Origin of the sequence: Chryseobacterium wanjuense (assembly GCF_900111495.1) — a bacterium.
In the GTDB taxonomy this organism is placed as follows: domain Bacteria; phylum Bacteroidota; class Bacteroidia; order Flavobacteriales; family Weeksellaceae; genus Chryseobacterium; species Chryseobacterium wanjuense.
This window is the reverse complement of the sequence record NZ_FOIU01000003.1, coordinates 390,914-410,680: the sequence shown is the minus strand read 5'-3', so window position 1 is coordinate 410,680 and position 19,767 is coordinate 390,914. Positions and strand designations below refer to the sequence as shown.

The window sequence follows — 19,767 nt, the reverse complement described above, 5'->3', positions numbered from 1 at the left end:
ATTATTTTTTAAAATGTAATCTCATTTTCGCTCAAAAATGCAACTCCGGTTTTTATTGTGGTATAAATATCACCTTCGCAGTCTCTGTAAGAACAGGCATAAATTTCTTCAATCCACTTATTATTCATAAAAATTAAATTAAGATATTCGTTTTTTCTTAAATTATTTTTAATGGATAAATAATCTCCTTCTTTAGGTTCAAAAGCAAAGCTGAATACATTTTCAGCGTTCATTTTTTCAATAATTTCTTCTTTTACATTTTGAATATATCCTTGTTCGGAACTGTTCATCAAAAAATCATCTTCTTCAGCTTCAGCAAAGACTTCGTTTTTTCCTGTAATCGTTTCTAAAATCCAATAATATTTTGAATTCTTTTTAGAATGTGTTCCAAGTATTTTTTCTTCTAACAGTATTTTCATAGATCATATTTCGCCGTAGCAGTCGTTCTGAGATCAGTAAACTCGCCTCTTTCAAATTTTAATTGAGCCACCATCGCAATCATCGCCGCGTTATCGGTAGTATATTCAAATTTTGGGATATAGATATTCCAGCCTAGCTTTTCCTGGTTGTCCTGCATTGCTTTTCTCAGGGCAGAATTGGCAGAAACTCCACCGGCAATCGCCACTTCTTTAATATCCAAATCTTTCGCTGCTTTTTCCAGTTTATTCATTAAAATTTCAATGATGGTCTTTTGTACGGAAGCACAAAGATCATAAATATTGTTTTTAATAAAATCCGGGTCTTTTTTAACTTCTTTTTGTATAAAATATAATACAGAAGTTTTAATTCCACTGAAAGAATAATCGTAATTATCCAGTTTTGGTTTATTAAATTTATATGAATCAGGGTTTCCTTCTTTCGCCATTTTATCGATGATCGGACCTGCCGGATAATCCAGGTCAAAGATTTTTCCGATTTTGTCAAAAGCTTCTCCTGCCGCATCATCAATGGTTTTCCCGATGATTTCCATGTCAAAATAATCCTTTACCAAAACGATCATTGTATGACCGCCGCTTACGGTAAGGCACAAAAACGGAAATTTTGGCGGCATAGGATTTGCATCTGCAATAAAATGGGCTAAAATGTGCGCCTGTAAATGGTTTACTTCAATTAAAGGAACATCCAGGCTCATTGCCAATGATTTTGCAAAGGAGGTTCCGACAAGAAGTGATCCCAAAAGTCCGGGGCCACGTGTAAATCCTATCGCAGAAATAGCATTTTGTTGTATATTTGCTTTAGTTAGAGATTTTTCAACAACGGGGATGATATTTTGCTGATGTGCGCGCGAAGCCAGTTCAGGAACAACACCGCCATATTCTTTATGGATAGCCTGATTCGCAGCGATGTTCGACAAAATAGAATTTCCCTTGATGATAGCTGCTGATGTGTCGTCGCAAGACGATTCAATACCTAAAATTATAGAGTCGCTCATAATAATGGCAAAGTTAGAGAATAATAACGAGAATGAGAACAAAAAATCAGTAGCTGGAAACTTAGGTGATCAGGTACAGAAAGCCGTTGAAAATGCAGAAGATGTTGTAAAGGAGACGGTTAAGGAAGCGTCTGAACTGGCTTCAGATGCGATTCACCATCCGGTAGAGACGGCTGAAGAGTTCGGAAAACAGGCCGTAAAAGATGTTACAAGCTACTCTTGGTGGGCAAAACTTTTACTGATTCTTTTCTGGTTGGGTGTTGCATTAGTGGTTGCGGTTTTTGTTATTATCAATCTTCCCGTCACAAAGCAATGGGCTGCCAATCAGGCCTTACAGATTGTAAATAAGGACTTTAAAGCACAAATGTCGACCGAAAGTGTCGAAGTGAATTTCTTCGGAAATGTGAAAATCAAAGGACTGAAAATCAAAGATTATAAAGGTCTCGATTTTATTACAGCAAAAGAATTTACGGCAAATTCAGACTGGTTTTCTCTGGCCACCAATATCGGGAAAAACAATTCTCTAAGTTTCAACTCTCTTACCCTTAAAAATGCCGACGTAAAAGTCATTACTTATAAAGGCGACAGTATCTCAAATTTTATCCGTTTTACACAGCTGTTTGACAGTGGAAAACCAAAAGATCCCAAAAAACCGGAATTTCAGCTCAATTCAAGGTTGCAGATTCTTGATTCCAAAGTTTCGATTGTTAATCAAAATTCCCCGGGAGAAGCCGGAAAATGGCTTACTGCAACGAATTTTAATCTGAAAGCTCCCAATGTAAAAGTAAACGGAGCCAATATTTCTGCGTTGATCAACAATATGTCCTTCGTCACAAAAAGATGGGGGAAATCTCATTTAGTAGATACTTTTTCGACAGAATTATCCATGACGCCAAAGTATTTGTCATTAAAGGATTTAACATTAAATACAGATCACACGTTGCTGCAGGGTGATATTAAATTTCATTTAAATAATGGCTCATGGGCTGATTTTGCAGACCGTGTCCGCTGGGATATGAATCTTCAGCAGGGAAGCCAGCTGAGCGGTTATGATATCAGTTATTTTGTAACCAATTGGGATAATTTCAGACCTTTCAATGTGTCCGGAAAAATGACTGGTCCATTAAATAGTTTTTATCTTGAAAACTTCCTGATCCGGAATCCTGAGGTGAATATCGCAACTAAAACCATGAAAGTAAAAGATTTGCTGAAAGGTAAATTTTTAATTGAAACCAATAATCTTTCAACGGATTTTACATATAAAGACCTGAAAGCAATGATGCCTTCATTCATTTCTAAAAAGATGAAGAATTTTGCTGATGATTTCGGAAAACTGAAATATAACGGAGCTGCGAGGGTAAATCCTGATCAGGTGTATGTTTCGAACGGAAATTTAATGACGGGAATAGGACAGGCAAAAATCACGAAATTTTCACTGACTGGCTACAGTACTGCAATGCCGAAATATTCCGGGTTGGCGGAAGTGAAAGATCTGAACACTTCGGTGATTACTAAAAATAAATCAGTTGGTTTGATCTCCGGAAGGTTTGATATTAATGGGCAGAGTTTCGATGTAAATACCATGAGACTGACCACGAAATCCCAGATTTCAAGCATTGAAATAATGAACAAAGAGATCAATAATCTTTATCTGGACGGATTATTGGATCATAAAAAATACAATGGCTTAATTACCGTTAACGACGAGCAGGCGAAAGCTACAATTAAGGGGTTAATTGATTTCAGTACTTCAAGAATTTCTATGAATGTTGACGCTGATGTTAATTATTTAAATATGAATTATTTTACCGATAAACCCGGAAACCAGATCGTAAGCGGGAAAGTAAACGGTAAAATGGCAATGTCGTCGATCAATGATCTTGCTTTGGATGTTGAAGCCACTAATATCAATTTTGCGACGGCAACACAAAAATATACCATCCCGAATGCTAAGGTAAAAACTTTCGTCGAAGCTGGCGGTCGAGTGATCGATGTAGATGCTCCGGGAGCTGTAAATGGGAAAATTTCCGGAAGATACAATCTTGGAGATCTTGCCGGAATGGTAGAAAACGGACTGAATAAAATTTTAGTTGGCCCGGCTCCGAGAAAATTATACAGAGGTCAGAATTTTGCTATGAATTTTGATGTTCAACAAGGGTTGGTAAGTTATTTTCTTCCCGACCTTAAAATTCCGCAGGGAGCAAAAGTGGAAGGTCAGTATGACGGAAATTCAAACAACCTGATTCTGAATGTAGATGCCGCATCACTGAAGTATATCATGACCAAAGTTCAGGAAATTACGGAAGCGGATAAAGCATTGGCCGCAGCCAATCCTGAGTATAAAATTAATGAAAGAGATAAAATCACGCGGGACAGCGCCATGGTCGACAGTCTCATGGTAAGAATCAATACGGCAAATCTTAATGAGCAGATTTTTGCTAAAATAAGCAGGGCTGTATACAATAAAAATATTCTTAAAGACATTACGTTAAGCGGAAGAAATGAGAATAATACGGTTCTTCATCTTGCTACAAAATTCAAGCATGGAAACGCTGAAGATGAACTTGCTGACCAAATGAAGGAATATGCAATTAATGTAAATCAATCAACGAATGCGGCAGGGGATTTTGTCTTTAAATTTGAGCCTACTGAGGTGAAATTCAATGATGTGACCTGGGCCATTGATACGAGTCCGGATCTCAATCATTCCATTACGTATCGTAAGAAAGAGGGCGATTTTGATATAAGGAATTTGCGGGTTTATTCTGATGACAGTGCTTTGTTTGTGAAAGAAGCGCAGTTTAAGTCAGCCAAAGATTTTTATGTAGATGCGGAAGTCAATAATTTCGCCATCGAAAAACTCCTGGAAATGCAGTCCGGCGGAAATTCTTTAAATATTAAAGGTCTGGCCAACGGAAGTGTGCAAATCAGGATGGATAAGAGCACATTGCAGCCTTTGGTAGACATGACCATCGATGATATCAAGATGAACGGAAACGATATGGGAGATATCACCATTTCTGCAACCAACGGATATTCTCTGAATGTCTATGATGTAAACGTACAGGTAAATTCTGCGGGAGTGCTTGGAAATAACAGTTTAAACCTTACAGGAACAGTTAACAACAACGGATCATCACCAGTTCTTGATCTTACGGCAGAAATGAGGGATTTTGACCTTGCTTTTGCACAGCAGTTCGTACAGACTGTTTTTGGAAATCTTCGCGGAAAAGCGACGGGAGACCTTAAAATTTCAGGAAAATTCAGTGATCTGGATTACAGTGGAGATATTGCGCTGAAAGGTTTTGGATTAAAACTGCTGTTTACTGGAGTTGATTACTCGTTTGATGATACGGTGATTCCTTTAACGAAAGGTCTTGCCATTCTCAATAATATCGAAGTGCACGACGGAAGAACCAATTCCAAAGGAAATATTTCCGGTGCGATTCAGTTTGAGACTATTTCTTCGATGGGGGTCAACCTCGTAATGAGAGCCGATAATTTATTAATGCTAAATACCACTCAGAAAGATTTTGATCTATTCTGGGGCAGAGTGTACGGGCAAGGAGATCTTTATGTGGATGGGCCTGTTTCAGGATTAAGTATTTCAACGCCTAATATGAAAGCGCTGAACGGAAGTACCTTTACTTTCAATTCAGGGTCTACTTCCAATGTGGAGGAGTTTAAAATGCTGAGGTTCCTGAAAGAAGGAAAAGACGGCTTGGTAACCCTTGAGGAAAAGAAAAAAACCGGAGCCAATATGAATATCGATTTTTCTTTGGATGTTGATAAAGGAACTACGGTGAATGTTCTGATAGGTGATGATGTAGGAAATATCATGGTAAAAGGAGCGGCAGAAAAACTTCGCTTCCAGATGAGCAGACAGGGAAATATCGCCATGAACGGAACGTATAGAGTAGACAACGGAACTTTTGTTTCGAAAGCGATCTTAAATAAAACCTTCCAAATCGAGAAAGGAAGCAGCATCCGTTGGGATGGTGATGCGATGAAGCCGGCTCTCGACATTACGGCAAACTATGTAAGAATGGTTTCCAACGCAGGAGAATACCTGAATATGGGAAGTCTGCAGCCGATAAGTATTTTGCTACAGGCCAATATTACACAATCTCTTATCGATCCTAAGGTTGATCTTAATGTTACTGCATTGGATGTTTCGAGCCAGGTAAGGGAAACGTTGGCAGCAAAAATGAGCCAGGAAGGGGAGAAAGTTCTTCAGTTTGGGTCCGTCTTGTTGCTGAGCAGTTTTAATGTTTCAAATACCGGTGGAGTAGATGTGGATGTAGCGGGAGTTGCGGAATCTTCCGGATATAATATGTTGCTGAAACAGCTGGGTTCTGTTCTTAATACGATGAGTAACGAATTCCAGATTGACCTTAATTATGTAAAAGGAGACCAGAATTCGAATACGGGAGACAGGGCGAATGCGGGGGTAAGTTTTGCCCTTTCCCCAAGAATTAAAGTAAAAACAGGACTTGGAATTCCTTTAACCAAAACAGAAAACACAGAGACCAATTATCTGTCCGGAGAAGGAACGATCGAGTACGATATTTCTAAAAAGAATGACGGAAGCCTGATCCTGAGAGGGTATTCTAAGCCTTCCAATATCGGAATGGTAAATGGAGCGGGATCCAACGGAACTGCTAACCAAGCCTATGGAGGAGGTATCGTTTGGAGCAAGAGCTTTAATTCTTTATTCAAAAAGAAGAAAAAAGATAAAAAAGTTCAGGAACCAAAGCAGGAGATAAAAACAGATTCTACAAAATCCGGAGCGAAATAATTCTAAATTTTTAATGATTTTTATCATCCGTGTTAATTATTGTTAATATTTGATATAATTTTTTTAGTTAAATTATTTTTTATAAATTTGCAAAAAATACATAGATTTTTTAAGAAAATTGTAATTTAACTAATATGAACTATCAACTGGACGAAATAGACAAGAAAATTCTTGATTTCTTAGTAGAAAATACAAGAATGCCTTTTACTGAAATTGCTAAGCAGATGGATGTTTCTGCTGGTACAATTCACGTAAGAGTGAAAAAGATGGAGGATGCGGGTATTATTTTGGGATCATCTCTTAATATCGACTACGGGAAGCTAGATTATCACTTTACAGCTTTCATCGGAATCCTTTTGACAAAATCAAACAGAACTCAGGAAGTTCTAAAAGAATTGTCAACCATTCCTAACGTAATCGAAGCTAGCGTTATTTCCGGAAAATATAACATTTTCTGTAAAGTAAAAGCTAAAAATACTGACGATGCTAAGAGAATCATCTATCAAATTGATGATATTCAAGATGTAATGAGAACGGAGAGTATGATTTCTATGGAAGAATACCTAAGTGACAAAAACAGATTGATCAACGCAATCTCTGTATAATCAAATTTTAAACGAATTATATAAAAGAACTTATGAAATCTCTCATAAGTTCTTTATTTTTGTACCTATGGAAGAATACAGCTATTTTGACGAAGATCCGAAGAAAGGATGGGGATTTATTCTGGCTTTCGCAGCCTTGATGTTGTTTACGCTAATGGGTTTTGGGATCGATCTGGATGAGTATCTGCAGCATGAATATCTCAACATCCCGAGGTGGTATTTCTTTATTATTTTTTCGGTTGATGCTCTGATGGCAGTCAGCCTGGTGCTGATGTTCTTTTACAGGAAAATAGGGATCTTTGCTTTCCCTGCCTTGCTGGTATTGCATTTCTTTATGCATAACTATTATCTGTCGACATTTTTATACACAGACGTTACGAATCTGTTCCTTTTTACAGGTTTTGGAATGCTGGCGATTATTCCGAAGTGGAAGTTTTTTAGGTAAATAGATCAGTATTTGAGCTGTCATTTTTGCGAGTTAAATGATTTCAATTTTTCTAAAAAATCTTCGTAATTAATCATTCCTTTGGTTATGTAAACGACTTTTCCATTTTTTATAATGAAAGTTTCAGGTAATTCTGTAGAAGAAATATTAATAATGGAATTGTTGATCTCATTTTTATTTGCATCTAAAGCCAAAAGAATAGAGTTTTTGTAGGAATAGTTTTCAAGTGTTATATCTTTAAAATCAAACCTTTTAGAAGCATTGAAATTTTTAATTTTTAGAGAATCGTTATCTAATGAATAAGATAAAAAAATAATATCAGAATTATTCATTTGTTTTTTGACTTTGTTCAATACAGACATTTCCTTCAGGCAAGGTTCGCACCACGTCGCCCAAATATTGAAAACAATTAGATTTTTTTTTGAAAAATATTGTTTGTAGAACGGGCTATTCTTTAATGAATATTTTACTTCATCCTTTTTTACCTGATCTGCAGTTCTGATCTTTAAGTTTTTAATGATATCTGTGTTTTGATTTATCAAAAATAAACCGAATGCTATACATAGGCAGATTGTCAACGTTATATAAAATATCTTTTTCATAATTTAATAAGAGTGTAGTAGATGCTACACTCTTATTCTGTTGGTTATTTTGTTACTTCTAAATTTACTATTGTTCCATACCCATTTTCATCTCTGATGATTTTGTATGTCCCTCTCTTTACAGTCAATGAAGTATTATCATCTGTTTCTATGCTTGATGCTAGAACAGTTATTTGTTCTGCATCAGCAAATCTTCTATCTTTCATTAATTGATTAAGATCCATTCCACCAAAAGTAAAATCTTGTTCTGATGCATTTTTACTTATCGATCCTCCACACGTTACTGCCATATAACTTGTACATCCCGCGCAAACTGTTACATCTGTTTCTACTTCAATAAATTTAATTGATACAGTTATATGGAAAGTTTTGCATCCATATTTAAATGTAGGAGAATTACTAATATGATTTAAATAAGGTAAATCATCAATCATAATGTCTGTGGATTTACTATTTGCAAAACTAAAAGTTCCGATAAATAAGACCAAGGTAAATGTAAGTTTAAATAATTTTGACATAAATTGTTTTTCTTAAGTTTAATAATTAATTTTAATCATACAATTCCCGACTTGGAATTGTTGCCGATCGGCAGTTTTATTTTTGTCGTGCGCACAAACAAAAAACATCACTTGCGTTTCTGATGCAAACATAAAATCATTAATCACCAAAACTTGAATTTTTTACCCTTAAACTTCTACTTAAATTACTAAGGGTAGCTAGTAAGGGTTTGAAATTTATTGATTTGCAGCGTGTTATTCTATGATAGTGCTTTTATATATCTTACTTATTTCATGAATTTCTTTCTTGTTTTTTATTTCAATTTTCTTGTAAATATTAGATAGATGGGTGGATAATGTTTTCTCTGAAATATTTAACATCTGGCTGATTTCAGAATATTTTAAATTCGGATCTTCCAAAAGCAATTTTAAAACTTCTGTTTCTCTTACGGATAATTTTTCGAATGGAATTGTTTTTTTAATTTCCTCTTTTCGATACGGATATAAAAAATAATCGGTTGAAATAATAAAAAAGCCTAGAGTGTAACAAAATTGAACAATAAACTGATTTCCAGAAGAAGAAAGAATTGTAATTGGTAATGATATAATACTTAAAAAGCCAATAACTCCAATGATTGAATGTACTTTTAAAAATATTTCTTTACTGGATTTAAATTTTAGAAACTGATTTTTAAGTATTGAAAAGATATTGAGTAATAAAATAATTAAAATAATTGATAAGAAAAGATATCTAGGAATACTAATTGATTTAGTAATTGAAAGAGGAATAATAAAAGAACAAATCAAGATTAAGAATGAAAATGAACCCACCAAAAGTAAGTCAAATCTTTTGATAAACTTTAAGTGATATTCCTTATATAAATAAAATAAAAAATAAAATGCTGAAAGCAAACCTGACGTATAAGATATTATATATTGAGTATTACGATCTATAGTAGATTTACTGTCTGGAAATATTTCTTCTATAAAGTTATATATTAATCCGACAATTGATAATAAAAGAAATCGCAAATAATAAATACGATCTCTTTGTTTCCAATGAAGAACAAAATTAATTGAAGCAATAATTATTAAAAGCACAAATATTATGATATAAATAATTGTGCTGAAGTGCATACTTAAAACAAACATTTTATATAATTGATTTAAGTTTTAAGTATTTGTTTACAACAAAATTTATAGAATTGGGAATAAGAACATCAATAAAAGCCTGACATAAGATATCAACGACTTTCTCCCTATCCTGATAGGTAGCCTTTTTCATACATTTTTGTTTTTCCCAAATATATGAAAAAAACAATTGTTTTTTTTAATTTTTGTGGTGATAGTCAGTGTTTTGGTTCATGTTTTGTAAAACGATTGAACTATAGTAAAATATTTATCTACGATTTAAAATAACAAAAAAAAGCATCCAAAAACGGATGCTTTTCATTTATATATTAAAAAGAAATTATTTCTCTAAAATTCTTTTCACAGCTTCCTTCACAGCCGTCGAATCGATTTTATATTTCTTCATCAATTCAGCAGGTGTTGCAGATTCTCCGAAAGTATCGTTTACCGCTACGAATTCCTGTCTTGTAGGTCTTCTTCTAGCCAACATACCCGCAACAGATTCTCCCAAACCACCAAGATAGTTATGTTCTTCAGCTGTTACAATTTTTCCTGTTTTTTCAACCGATTTTAAGATGATCTCTTCGTCCAAAGGTTTAATGGTGTGGATATTGATCACTTCACAAGAAATACCTTCTTTTTCAAGCTCATCTGCAGCTACAAGAGATTCCCAAACAAGGTGACCCGTTGCAACGATCGTTACATCAGTTCCTTCCTGAAGCAAAATTCCTTTTCCGATTTCGAAAGGCATATCTTCAGGGATGAAAACCGGTACAGTCGGTCTTCCGAATCTTAAATATACAGGACCTTCATGATCAGCAATCGCGATGGTTGCAGCTTTTGTCTGGTTGTAGTCACATGGGTTGATAACCGTCATCCCGGGAAGCATTTTCATCATTCCGATGTCTTCCAAAACCTGGTGTGTCGCACCGTCTTCTCCTAAAGTAAGCCCTGCGTGAGAAGCACAGATCTTTACATTTTTCCCGGAATAAGCGATCGACTGACGGATCTGGTCATACACTCTTGAAGTAGAGAAGTTAGCGAAAGTTCCCGTGAAAGGAATTTTCCCTGTGATGCTAAGACCTGCAGCAAGCCCCATCATATTAGCTTCAGCGATACCCACCTGGAAGAATCTTTCTGGTGCTTTTTCAATGAATTTCTCCATTTTCAAAGAACCGATAAGGTCTGCACAAAGTGCTACAACATTAGGATTCTTATCAGCAAGTTCAGCCAATCCGGCTCCAAATCCTGAACGCGTATCCTTTTTTTCTGTATATGTATATTTCATTTTTATTTTTTTAATCTAGATTTTTTAAATAAGTATTTAATTTCTTTTTATCTGATTGATCAAGTTTTTCCTGAATTTCGTTGAGGTACAGAACTTCACGTCTTATTTCGTCTAACGTAATTTTAATGCCTACATTATGACCTTCGGACTGAGTAAGATACATATCACAGACCTGTCCCACATAGTTTTTCAAGTGACTTTTCAAATCTTTATTGTTAAAAGAAGGAAGGTCTTTTTCAAAATTCTTACAATGTTTCGGAAGTCCTTTCCAAAGCTTTTGATTAGGAATATTGGTCATGGCTAAACTGGAATCTTCAGTACTTCCTTTTTTATATTCGGAAACATAATCAGGAATATAGTAAGAATATTCATCAGACATTGTACCGTTTGGAGCTTCTGCCATAGCTACAGAATCTAATGCCACAGCCGCTGCAGAATCAATTAATACAGCCGCAGAATCAGCTTTTGCATATTCTTCTTCCTGCTTTTTATAAGCAAGCGTAAGAGAATCCATCTGTCTTTGCTGATCCATCATCGCTTTTTTGTGATCGAAATACACGAAGCTTTCAGAATCTTTCATGGAAGAAGCCACAAAATATTCAGTATCATAGCTTTCAGCAGGTCCGCCTTTTAAAATAAGACCTTTTAAGCCAGAATTTTTAATTTTTGATCTTCTTTCAAACATTGTAAAAATTCCACTTAAAACAGGAATGTTATTGTAGTCTGATTTATCATCAATACATAATTTCATAGCATCCTTGCCTTTGCTCTCACCATCTTTTAATTTAAAATTTACAATATAATGAGAACATGGAACTCCTAAAATAGTTTCCTTTGTATCCAACTTTTTACTTTCAAGAACACATTCTTCTTTATTTTCGGGCTGAGATCTGTTGTACCCGAAAAACATTGACGAAGCAAAAGCATTGGATCCGTTCAGGCGATTGTTCATTTCCAGTCCTACTGAACTTGTTCCCAAAGCATCCGTGAAAAAATAAACAGGAAATTCCCGAATATTTGCCTGTGTTAGAAATTCGCCTTTATTGCTGGCGAATGACTTTATAAATACCTGAGATTTCTTTTTTTCAATTAATGTATAACGAATCTCTTTGGTGAAAGAAATTTTCTTTTCCTGAGAAATTCCCAGTATAAAATTGAAAAACAAACAGATCAACAAAAACTTTTTCATGGTTAACTTGATTTTGATAAAAAGAGATTAGTAATCTGCAGGAGCTTCCAAATATAATTGTTTGAATGCAGTATCCAATTGCTCATCATTAGGAGCTTTTCCGTGCCAAGCGTGAGTTCCCATCATATAATCTACACCGTAACCCATTTCTGTATGAAGGATGATCACTACCGGTTTTCCTTTTCCTGTTTCAGATTTTGCTTTTTCTAAGATAGCAATTACCGCCTCAAGATCGTTACCGTTTTTCTCTTCCAAAACAAGCCATCCGAAAGCTTCCAATTTTGCATGAAGATTTCCTAAGCTCAATACATCCTCAGTATCACCATCAATCTGGCGGCCGTTGTAGTCGATTGTAGAAATGATATTATCAACTTTTTTGGCAGCAGCATACATCAAAGCTTCCCAGATTTGTCCTTCCTGCAATTCTCCGTCTCCGTGAAGAGTGTATACAAGAGCGTTATCTCCATCTAGTTTTTTACCTTCAGCAACACCTAGAGCCACAGAAAGTCCCTGTCCAAGAGAACCTGAAGCGATTCTTACGCCAGGAAGCCCTTCGTGAGTAGTCGGGTGACCTTGTAGTCTTGAATCTAATTTTCTGAAAGTTCTCAATTCATCCACCGGAAAAAAGCCGAATCTAGCCAAAGTAGAATAGAATACCGGAGAAATGTGTCCGTTTGAAAGATAGAAATGATCTTCATTTTTACCCTCCATCGTGAAAGGAAGACTATAGTTCATTACTTTTCCGTAAAGGGCTGTAAAGTATTCAGTACAACCTAAACTTCCTCCTGGGTGACCAGAATTTACAGCATGAACCATTCTCAAAATGTCTCTTCTGATTTGCGTAGTAAGAGATTTTAACTCTTCGATACTTTTACTCATTTATATTAAGATTTATTTGCCCGCGAATTTACAATTTTTTGACGGGTTATGGAAATGCAAAAATCCGGACATAAATCACGGATTTTTAATTGTTTAAATATTTTTAAAGATTTAACAGCCTTCGTTGATGAAAACAGACATCTCGGTGACCATATTATTTACGATTGTAAAGGTAAGGGTAGTGCCCGCATCCAGATCATTTAATATAAAATTACTGGAATTGTTTTGCTTATTTCCTTTTTCGTCATAAGTGGGATAAACGCTGTAGCTGGGATAATTTTTATAGGCATTAATGATATCGTCTTTGGTACTTCCAACTCCGATTCCGCTTTTTGTTTTGAATTTTTTACTTTTTGTAGAAAGTCCCTGAATCACAATTTTTCCATTCTCTTTTCCCTGATCATCGTAATCGGGGTTGGTTGCAATTAAAATCGTTTCACCGTTGTATTTGATAACATTTTTTAATTCGTAATTCGTCTGCTTCAATTTTGTCCCGAATTTATCCGCTTCATCATTTTTCATAAAAATTTTGTACGGTCCGATTCTCAACGTAGAAATTTCAAATTCCTGAGCAGAGATAAAGCTTACAGCAAAGAGTAGTAAGAATAATTGAATAATTTTTTTCATAGGTTTTTAGGTTTTGGGTTTAAAATTTAAGGTTCTGAGTTTTGGGTTTAATATTTTATATTTAAAGTTATCAACGCCATCTTTGTCATCCTGGAAGGATCTAAAAACATCAATAGCAACGGGCTTTAGCCCGTTTTTTAAATAAATCAATATTCAATTGGCTTCAGCCAAAACTTAAAGATTATTTCTTCCTGATCAACCAAAGCCCGATAAACGTCAGCAATCCATTGATAATCAAAAGTTCCAATCCGATTTTAAACTCTCCGAAAAGTTTTTCCTGATACTTATCAATAAAGAAAGAAATAACCGGAGCTATAATACAAATAAAAGGCACCAAGTTGTCCTTAACTTTATATTTCGTAAAAATTCCAAAGGCAAAAAGTCCTAAAAGGGGTCCGTAAGTAAATCCTGCCAATTTAAGAATTAAACCAATCATGGAATTATCATTAATAATTTTAAAAATAATCACCATAACCAGGAAAGCCAATGCAACAAGCAAGTGAACATTTTTCCTGAATTTTTCTTTTTTGCCGTCATCCCAATGGGTTTTATCCCTCATCCCGAAAATATCGATGCACAAAGATGAGGTCAAGGCCGTCATTGCACCGTCCGCACTTGGAAATAAGGCCGAAATTAAGGCAATAATAAAGATAATCGAAATAAACGGTGGCATATGATTCAACGCAATATCCGGAAATAATTGATCTCCTGCGCTAGCTACGCTTTCCTGCGCTCCGTAAAGGTGCAGCAATCCGCCCATATAAAGGAAAAGTGAAATGACACCCAGCAAAATAAAGCCCAGTGTAACCATATTTTTTTGTGAATCTTTAAGTCTGGTTACGGATAAACTTTTCTGCATCATTTCCTGATCAATTCCCGTCATGGTAATGGTAATGAAAGCTCCTGCCAGAATTTGTTTAATAAAGAAACTCTTCTGATTCGGATCAAAATCGAAAATTTTGGTATAGCCTTTTTCATTCATTGCGGCAAAGCTTTCTCCGACATTTAAGCCCAAATGATTCAGCATATAAACCGTGCAGATAATCAATCCCAAAAGCATGCATGAAGTCTGTAAAGTGTCTGTCCAGACGATTGTTTTTACGCCTCCTTCATAAGTATAAAGGATGATCATCGCCAAAATAATCAACGTAGTCACAATAAAAGGAACTCCTAAATTATCGAGGATCGAAACCTGTAAAATATTCACCACCAGATACAACCTTGCAGTCGCACCCACCAATCTCGAAACAATGAAAATCCAGGCTCCCGATTTATAGGAAAGCTGTCCCATCCTTTGTTGGAGATAGCCGTAAATGGAGGTTAATTTTAAGCGGTAATATAAAGGAAGAAGAACGTAGGCAATGACCATATATCCGATAAGATATCCCAAAGTGATCTGCAAATACGAAAATTTATCATTCCCAACGGCTCCCGGAACACTCACGAAAGTCACACCCGAAAGGGAAGTCCCGATCATTCCGAAGGCTACGAGCATCCAATTACTTTTACGGTTTCCGATGAAGAAACTCTCATTATCACTTCCTTTTCCGGTTCTGTACGCTACCCAGAGCAGCAATGCGAAATAGACGATAATGATGGACAATAATATAATTGGAGACATATTTTACTCGATTAAAATTTTACAAATATAGTTTTTTTATGTTCTGTTGAAAAAGAAAAAACCTTCCGGATTTTACTCTGGAAGGTTTATATTTTTTTGTTGGGATGTTTCGACTCCGCTTGGCATGAATAATAAAACATTCAGTTATTTTTCTATTAAAAGAATCAAACATTTAGTATTAGCGATGTCAGGCTGAGGTTCTCGAAGCATCTATAAAATTCAGATTAAACTTAAAAATTATCAATCTCAGCCTCAATCTTAACTTTAAAAAATCAAGCCTGTGTCTGATTCACCAAAACATCCTGAAGCTCTTCATGTTTCTGGAAAGTAGCTTTTGCAAAAGGGCAAAGCGGAATAATGGTTTTCCCGTTTTTTCTTGCAAAATCTACCGCAGCCAAAAGCATTTCTTTTCCAACGCCTTGTCCGTTGTATGCTTCTTCCACTTCAGTATGGTCGATGATAAACCTCTCTTCTCCGGCCCAGGTATACGTCATAAGACCTGCGCTGTTTCCGTCTATGAATGCTGCAAAATTTCCGTGTTTTGCGTCGTTGTTTTGTTTTACTTCAATCATATTATGAAAATTTGGTTAATACTTCTATATCGTTTATTAAAATTTTATGAATAGGACAGGCGTCTGCAATGGTGTGAAGCCTTTTCAGCTGTTCTTCGTCCAGATTGGTTCCTTCAAAGCTGATATCTCTTTTAAAAACCGCTCTTTTGGTTAAAGGAAAATTTTCCAGTTCCACTTCTACGTTTATTTTTTCAACATTCCATTCTTTTCTGTCGATGTACATTCTCAATGTTGCGGCTGTACAGCTTGCGAGCGATGTTGCCAGGATTTCGAAGGGGTTGAAACCTTTGTTTCCTCCTCCTTTGTCTACAGGTTCGTCGGTGATTAATGTATTTTCACCGGCCACGACTTCTGTATAATATTTTTCTTTTCCTAAGCTTGCTTTTACGATAATCGCCATTATTTTTCTGTATTGAATTTATAACTTAATGCTCCTGAAGGGCATTTATCTATTTGATTTCTTAGTTCTGAAGGAGTTGCATTTTCCGGTTTCAGCCAGGGCCTTTCCTTCGGGTTATATACTTTAGGGAGCATTTTTACACAAACCGCAGCGTGGATACATTTCTTAGGCTGCCAGATAACAGTAATTTCTCCGTTTACATATTCATGTGTTTCCATATCAATTTTCTTTTAAAGATTTTTCGATTCTTCTGTCCGGAATCAGCCATATCAATGCAACGAGATAATAAAAACCGATAGCAATATAAGGATAAAAAAATGAAGTGGCGAATCCTAAAACATAAAACACAATAGAAATATATTCTTTGAATTTTGAATGGATTGCTTCTTTTAATTTTGAATTTTCACCTTCATTTTTAATGATTAAATTTTCCATAATGGTGTACGCGACGGCACTCATAATCAATCCGATGCCATAAGCGGCGACAGGGTTTTTGGCAAAATGTGTTTCTCCGATCCATTCTGTGGCCACCGGCATCAGCGAAAGCCAGAACAGCAGGTGAAGATTGGCCCAAAGAATCCCTCCGTTCACTTTTTTTACCATCTGAAACAAGTGATGATGGTTGTTCCAATAAATTCCGATATAAATAAAACTGAAAATATAGGCTAAAAATTTCGGTAAAATAGGTTTCAGGCTCGCCCAAGTGTCTCCTTCCGGTAACTTGAGCTCAAGAACCATGATGGTAATGATGATGGCCAAAACTCCATCGCTGAAAGCCTCTAATCTTCCTTTTGTCATTGGTTTTTCACCTGATTTTTAAAATTCTCGATCTTGTTCTTCAAATCTTTCAGCATTTCAGGATTGATAACTCCGGTCTCGAAATCAAAATTTTCGTAAAACTTCGGAAGTGAGAAAGTATCTTTAATATCGGCTCCGAAATTTGGGAAGAATGTTTTTGCCGTGTTCATCACATTTCCGCCGCCATACCCTCCCGGAGAAGTCGACATCAGAAGCATGGGTTTATTTTGAAAAACTTTTACGTTAATTCTTGAAGCCCAGTCGAAAACGTTTTTAAAAGCAGCGCTATAAGACCTGTTGTGTTCTGCCAGAGAACAGATGATCACGTCGCATTCTTCAATGACTTTCAAAAAATGGTGGGCGGCGTCCGGAAAGCCTTTCTTCTCGCGGTCTACGGAGAAAACGGGCATATCGAAATCATTAAGGTCAATTAAATTAATTTCTTCATCCTGAAAATCTTTCAAAACAAATTTTACCAGTTCTCTGTTGATCGAGGTGGAAGACGTGCTTCCTGCAAATGCTAATATTTTCATTTGTTTATTTATTATTATTTTTCTGATGAATCTTTTTTAATTTTTTCCAGATAATCCGCTTCTAATTTTCCAAGTTTCTGAAAATATATTTCTTTGTCTGCAAACAGTTTCGGATTGTAAGCATCTCCTGTTTTTCGTTTGGTATGAAGGTCAAACTGACTGGCATGAGAAGCTACCCAAAGATCAAAATCTATCTTTTTCATGGCTTCAAAGGTATAAGCATAATCTTTCTGGATGTCCTGATAATCTTTCACTTCAGCGAATTTTCTGTCGATAATTATGGAAGGCAAATTGGCAATTAAAACTTTATACGTTTGATTTTTATCCTTGGTTTCAAATACAAAACTGCACGATCCCTTTGTATGTCCCGGATGATGAAGCAAAGTAAGGGTAGTGTTTCCAAGTTTTATTTTATCATTATTTTTTAAAAGATAATCTGGCTGTAGAGGCTTGAAAGTGACTCCGTATTTTCCCAATTCGTAGTCAGATTTTCCTCCGCTTTTCAGCTCTTCCGCATCTTTTTCGTCTACATAAAGCTTAGCTCCGGTTTCTTTTTTGATTTCGGCCATTGCTCCCATGTGATCGAAGTGAGCCTGTGTAAGTGTCAAAATTTTAATGTCTTTATATTTAAAACCAAGCTTCTTAATATTATTTTTAATGATCGGAAGCGATCCTGCTAATCCTGTATTGATAAGAATATTTCCTTTGTCGGTAACGATCAGATAGGACGCCAGATCGTAGGTTCCTACATAATACAAATTGCCTGCAATTCTAAAAGGTTCATACGGTTTTGACCATTCTGCAGGATTGTTTTTGGGTTCTGTAACGGTCTGTGCGTTGCTTACAAAAGAGATAATGACTAAGAATACAAGAATTATTTTTTTCATTTATTGAGATTTGCTGTTGAATTATTTTAAAATTTTAATATTATTTTCTGTTTAGAATGGCTTTCGGAAGCGGGACAAATTCTTCTTCATCCCCCAGAACTAAAGGAAAAGCTTCGTGATTTTGATCGTTCCAGTCTACTTTTGCTTTTTCGATTAATTCTTTGTCTGAATTTACAAAATTCCAGAATATAAAACGCTCCTCATCAAAAGGTTCACCGCCGAAAAGATAAACCGTTCCGTTTTCACTCATATCAAATTCGCAAAGTTTGGTGTCTTTGGCAATCATCAATTGTTTTGAGCCGTAAGAATTTCCGTCTGTAGAAACCGTTCCGTCCAATACATACATCGCCGCTTCGCCGTAAAGATCTTTTCCGATGCTGATTTTTTTGGCGTCCTTGGTTTTAATTTCAATAAAAAATAATTTGCTGTGAACAGGAACCGGAGATTTTCTTCCAAATGCTTCCCCTGCAATTAATTTATACTGAATTCCATCTTCTTCCCATACCGGAATTTCATCGGCTTCAATATGATGGAAAGTCGGTTCAGACTGCTCCAGATGTTTGGGAAGTCCCACCCAGATTTGGAAACCGTGAAGTCTTTTATCAGAATGTCTCAAATGTTCGGGGGTTCTTTCTGAGTGAACAACCCCTTTTCCGGCCGTCATCCAATTGACAGCGCCCGGCTGGATTTCCAATGCACTTCCAACACTGTCTCTGTGGAAAATTGACCCTTCCAAAAGATAGGTCAACGTAGAAAGCCCGATGTGTGGATGTGGCGGAACATCAAGATTTTGATAATCTTTCAACTCTGCAGGTCCCATATGATCGATGAAAACGAAGGGGCCAACTGCTCTTTTTTCACGGAAAGGCAACAGTCTTCCCACCAAAAAGTTTCCTATATCTGCAGATTTTTCTTCAATGATAAGTCCGATATTTGACATGATAAATAATGGGGTTTTTGATTTTTGTTTAAGCTAATGTAATTAATTTTTCCAATGTTTATGGTACTTTAATAAAAATTAAAGTTGCTCGTATCCGTGAAATCTCTGGTCGACAACACGTTTCCATTCCGGATTTTTTTTAATGAATGATACAACGTACGGACAAAAGGGAAGTGCTTTCTTCTGATGTTCTTCGATATAATGTAAAGTCTTTTCCACAACTGCCTGTGCGGCACCGGTTCCTGCAATCAGAATGTCTGCTTCGGTATGATTAAGTGCGATCTGGCTTCCCATTTCACGATAATCGATAAAGGCAGAATGTCCATTGAATTCTATCTGGAATCTTGTTCCGGTATTTATTAAAGGGATGTTTTCAAATTCTGGTTTCATGATTTTTTTTGTTTAAAAATTATGTTGGATTCTCGCAAAGGCACAAAGTTTTTAATTTCAGTACTGCTGTAAGGCGCAAGAAAATCAAAGATTTTCGTTTGTGTATAATCAATTTTATCGAAGATAAATTGTG

Annotated in this window: 21 protein-coding genes; 3 read left to right on the top strand and 18 right to left on the bottom strand. The window is 35.8% G+C overall.

Annotated elements, in window-relative coordinates; translation table 11 throughout:
* Positions 1-8 precede the first annotated feature (8 nt).
* A complete protein-coding gene (locus BMX24_RS18325; RefSeq protein WP_089795370.1) occupies positions 9-419 on the bottom strand; it encodes a hypothetical protein in 411 nt (136 codons plus the stop codon).
* Complete coding sequence (gene tsaD, locus BMX24_RS18320; protein ID WP_089795368.1) at positions 416-1,432, bottom strand: tRNA (adenosine(37)-N6)-threonylcarbamoyltransferase complex transferase subunit TsaD; 1,017 nt, start codon at positions 1,430-1,432, stop codon at positions 416-418. The genes BMX24_RS18325 and tsaD overlap by 4 nt, the downstream gene beginning before the upstream one ends.
* A 4-nt stretch (positions 1,433-1,436) precedes the next feature.
* On the opposite strand from tsaD, the gene BMX24_RS18315 reads away from it, so the two are divergent.
* The 3 genes from BMX24_RS18315 (at position 1,437) to BMX24_RS18305 (ending at position 7,280) form a co-directional block, all read left to right on the top strand.
* Complete coding sequence (locus BMX24_RS18315) at positions 1,437-6,230, top strand: translocation/assembly module TamB domain-containing protein (protein ID WP_089795366.1); 4,794 nt, start codon at positions 1,437-1,439, stop codon at positions 6,228-6,230.
* Positions 6,231-6,364: 134 nt separating this feature from the next.
* A complete protein-coding gene (locus BMX24_RS18310; protein WP_027379287.1) occupies positions 6,365-6,835 on the top strand; it encodes an Lrp/AsnC family transcriptional regulator in 471 nt (156 codons plus the stop codon).
* 67 nt (positions 6,836-6,902) lie between these two features.
* Complete coding sequence (locus BMX24_RS18305) at positions 6,903-7,280, top strand: hypothetical protein (protein ID WP_089795364.1); 378 nt, start codon at positions 6,903-6,905, stop codon at positions 7,278-7,280.
* Positions 7,281-7,300: 20 nt separating this feature from the next.
* Here BMX24_RS18305 and BMX24_RS18300 read toward each other — a convergent pair whose 3' ends face one another.
* From BMX24_RS18300 to BMX24_RS18225, 16 genes are all read right to left on the bottom strand, one after another.
* Positions 7,301-7,882 (bottom strand): TlpA family protein disulfide reductase, encoded by a 582-nt coding sequence (locus BMX24_RS18300; RefSeq protein ID WP_089795361.1) that lies wholly within the window; start codon positions 7,880-7,882, stop codon positions 7,301-7,303.
* 44 nt (positions 7,883-7,926) lie between these two features.
* Positions 7,927-8,400 carry a hypothetical protein gene (locus tag BMX24_RS18295; RefSeq protein WP_139176896.1) on the bottom strand — a complete coding sequence of 158 codons (474 nt, stop codon included), beginning with the start codon at positions 8,398-8,400 and terminating at the stop codon, positions 7,927-7,929.
* 234 nt (positions 8,401-8,634) lie between these two features.
* Positions 8,635-9,531: a helix-turn-helix domain-containing protein gene (locus tag BMX24_RS18290; RefSeq protein WP_089795356.1), complete on the bottom strand. Its 897-nt coding sequence runs from the start codon at positions 9,529-9,531 to the stop codon at positions 8,635-8,637.
* A 319-nt stretch (positions 9,532-9,850) separates the two neighbouring features.
* Positions 9,851-10,798 carry a transketolase family protein gene (locus tag BMX24_RS18285; RefSeq protein ID WP_089795353.1) on the bottom strand — a complete coding sequence of 316 codons (948 nt, stop codon included), beginning with the start codon at positions 10,796-10,798 and terminating at the stop codon, positions 9,851-9,853.
* 10 nt (positions 10,799-10,808) lie between these two features.
* Entirely contained in the window at positions 10,809-11,987 is a 1,179-nt protein-coding gene (locus tag BMX24_RS18280; protein WP_089795351.1) for a hypothetical protein, read from the bottom strand.
* Between the two features lie 27 nt (positions 11,988-12,014).
* Positions 12,015-12,866 carry a transketolase gene (locus tag BMX24_RS18275; RefSeq protein ID WP_089795350.1) on the bottom strand — a complete coding sequence of 284 codons (852 nt, stop codon included), beginning with the start codon at positions 12,864-12,866 and terminating at the stop codon, positions 12,015-12,017.
* 111 nt (positions 12,867-12,977) lie between these two features.
* Entirely contained in the window at positions 12,978-13,493 is a 516-nt protein-coding gene (locus tag BMX24_RS18270; RefSeq protein ID WP_089795348.1) for a hypothetical protein, read from the bottom strand.
* Positions 13,494-13,674: 181 nt separating this feature from the next.
* Positions 13,675-15,114, bottom strand: a complete 1,440-nt coding sequence (locus BMX24_RS18265) for a sodium:solute symporter (protein WP_089795346.1) — start codon at positions 15,112-15,114, stop codon at positions 13,675-13,677.
* A 272-nt stretch (positions 15,115-15,386) separates the two neighbouring features.
* Entirely contained in the window at positions 15,387-15,686 is a 300-nt protein-coding gene (locus BMX24_RS18260) for a GNAT family N-acetyltransferase (RefSeq protein ID WP_170835747.1), read from the bottom strand.
* Between the two features lies 1 nt (position 15,687).
* Complete coding sequence (locus BMX24_RS18255) at positions 15,688-16,086, bottom strand: OsmC family protein (RefSeq protein ID WP_089795343.1); 399 nt, start codon at positions 16,084-16,086, stop codon at positions 15,688-15,690.
* On the bottom strand, positions 16,086-16,304 hold the full coding sequence (locus tag BMX24_RS18250) for a (4Fe-4S)-binding protein (protein WP_089795341.1): 219 nt from the start codon (positions 16,302-16,304) through the stop codon (positions 16,086-16,088). The genes BMX24_RS18255 and BMX24_RS18250 overlap by 1 nt, the downstream gene beginning before the upstream one ends.
* Before the next feature lies 1 nt (position 16,305).
* On the bottom strand, positions 16,306-16,884 hold the full coding sequence (locus BMX24_RS18245) for a TMEM175 family protein (protein WP_089795339.1): 579 nt from the start codon (positions 16,882-16,884) through the stop codon (positions 16,306-16,308).
* Positions 16,881-17,417: an NADPH-dependent FMN reductase gene (locus BMX24_RS18240; RefSeq protein ID WP_089795338.1), complete on the bottom strand. Its 537-nt coding sequence runs from the start codon at positions 17,415-17,417 to the stop codon at positions 16,881-16,883. Before BMX24_RS18240 ends, BMX24_RS18245 begins: the two co-directional genes overlap by 4 nt.
* Before the next feature lie 14 nt (positions 17,418-17,431).
* Entirely contained in the window at positions 17,432-18,304 is an 873-nt protein-coding gene (bla, locus tag BMX24_RS18235) for a subclass B3 metallo-beta-lactamase (protein WP_089795336.1), read from the bottom strand.
* Between the two features lie 40 nt (positions 18,305-18,344).
* A complete protein-coding gene (locus BMX24_RS18230; RefSeq protein ID WP_089795333.1) occupies positions 18,345-19,244 on the bottom strand; it encodes a pirin family protein in 900 nt (299 codons plus the stop codon).
* Between the two features lie 78 nt (positions 19,245-19,322).
* Positions 19,323-19,634, bottom strand: a complete 312-nt coding sequence (locus BMX24_RS18225; protein WP_089795331.1) for a GNAT family N-acetyltransferase — start codon at positions 19,632-19,634, stop codon at positions 19,323-19,325.
* Positions 19,635-19,767 lie beyond the last annotated feature (133 nt).

Bases quoted from the DNA above. Each gene is read 5' to 3' on its own strand.
- BMX24_RS18325 (WP_089795370.1), bottom strand. From the start codon at position 419: ATGAAAATACTGTTAGAAGAAAAAATACTTGGAACACATTCTAAAAAG.
- tsaD (WP_089795368.1), bottom strand. From the start codon at position 1,432: ATGAGCGACTCTATAATTTTAGGTATTGAATCGTCTTGCGACGACACA.
- BMX24_RS18315 (WP_089795366.1), top strand. From the start codon at position 1,437: ATGGCAAAGTTAGAGAATAATAACGAGAATGAGAACAAAAAATCAGTA.
- BMX24_RS18310 (WP_027379287.1), top strand. From the start codon at position 6,365: ATGAACTATCAACTGGACGAAATAGACAAGAAAATTCTTGATTTCTTA.
- BMX24_RS18305 (WP_089795364.1), top strand. From the start codon at position 6,903: ATGGAAGAATACAGCTATTTTGACGAAGATCCGAAGAAAGGATGGGGA.
- BMX24_RS18300 (WP_089795361.1), bottom strand. From the start codon at position 7,882: ATGAAAAAGATATTTTATATAACGTTGACAATCTGCCTATGTATAGCA.
- BMX24_RS18295 (WP_139176896.1), bottom strand. From the start codon at position 8,400: ATGTCAAAATTATTTAAACTTACATTTACCTTGGTCTTATTTATCGGA.
- BMX24_RS18290 (WP_089795356.1), bottom strand. From the start codon at position 9,531: ATGTTTGTTTTAAGTATGCACTTCAGCACAATTATTTATATCATAATA.
- BMX24_RS18285 (WP_089795353.1), bottom strand. From the start codon at position 10,798: ATGAAATATACATATACAGAAAAAAAGGATACGCGTTCAGGATTTGGA.
- BMX24_RS18280 (WP_089795351.1), bottom strand. From the start codon at position 11,987: ATGAAAAAGTTTTTGTTGATCTGTTTGTTTTTCAATTTTATACTGGGA.
- BMX24_RS18275 (WP_089795350.1), bottom strand. From the start codon at position 12,866: ATGAGTAAAAGTATCGAAGAGTTAAAATCTCTTACTACGCAAATCAGA.
- BMX24_RS18270 (WP_089795348.1), bottom strand. From the start codon at position 13,493: ATGAAAAAAATTATTCAATTATTCTTACTACTCTTTGCTGTAAGCTTT.
- BMX24_RS18265 (WP_089795346.1), bottom strand. From the start codon at position 15,114: ATGTCTCCAATTATATTATTGTCCATCATTATCGTCTATTTCGCATTG.
- BMX24_RS18260 (WP_170835747.1), bottom strand. From the start codon at position 15,686: ATGATTGAAGTAAAACAAAACAACGACGCAAAACACGGAAATTTTGCA.
- BMX24_RS18255 (WP_089795343.1), bottom strand. From the start codon at position 16,086: ATGGCGATTATCGTAAAAGCAAGCTTAGGAAAAGAAAAATATTATACA.
- BMX24_RS18250 (WP_089795341.1), bottom strand. From the start codon at position 16,304: ATGGAAACACATGAATATGTAAACGGAGAAATTACTGTTATCTGGCAG.
- BMX24_RS18245 (WP_089795339.1), bottom strand. From the start codon at position 16,884: ATGACAAAAGGAAGATTAGAGGCTTTCAGCGATGGAGTTTTGGCCATC.
- BMX24_RS18240 (WP_089795338.1), bottom strand. From the start codon at position 17,417: ATGAAAATATTAGCATTTGCAGGAAGCACGTCTTCCACCTCGATCAAC.
- bla (WP_089795336.1), bottom strand. From the start codon at position 18,304: ATGAAAAAAATAATTCTTGTATTCTTAGTCATTATCTCTTTTGTAAGC.
- BMX24_RS18230 (WP_089795333.1), bottom strand. From the start codon at position 19,244: ATGTCAAATATCGGACTTATCATTGAAGAAAAATCTGCAGATATAGGA.
- BMX24_RS18225 (WP_089795331.1), bottom strand. From the start codon at position 19,634: ATGAAACCAGAATTTGAAAACATCCCTTTAATAAATACCGGAACAAGA.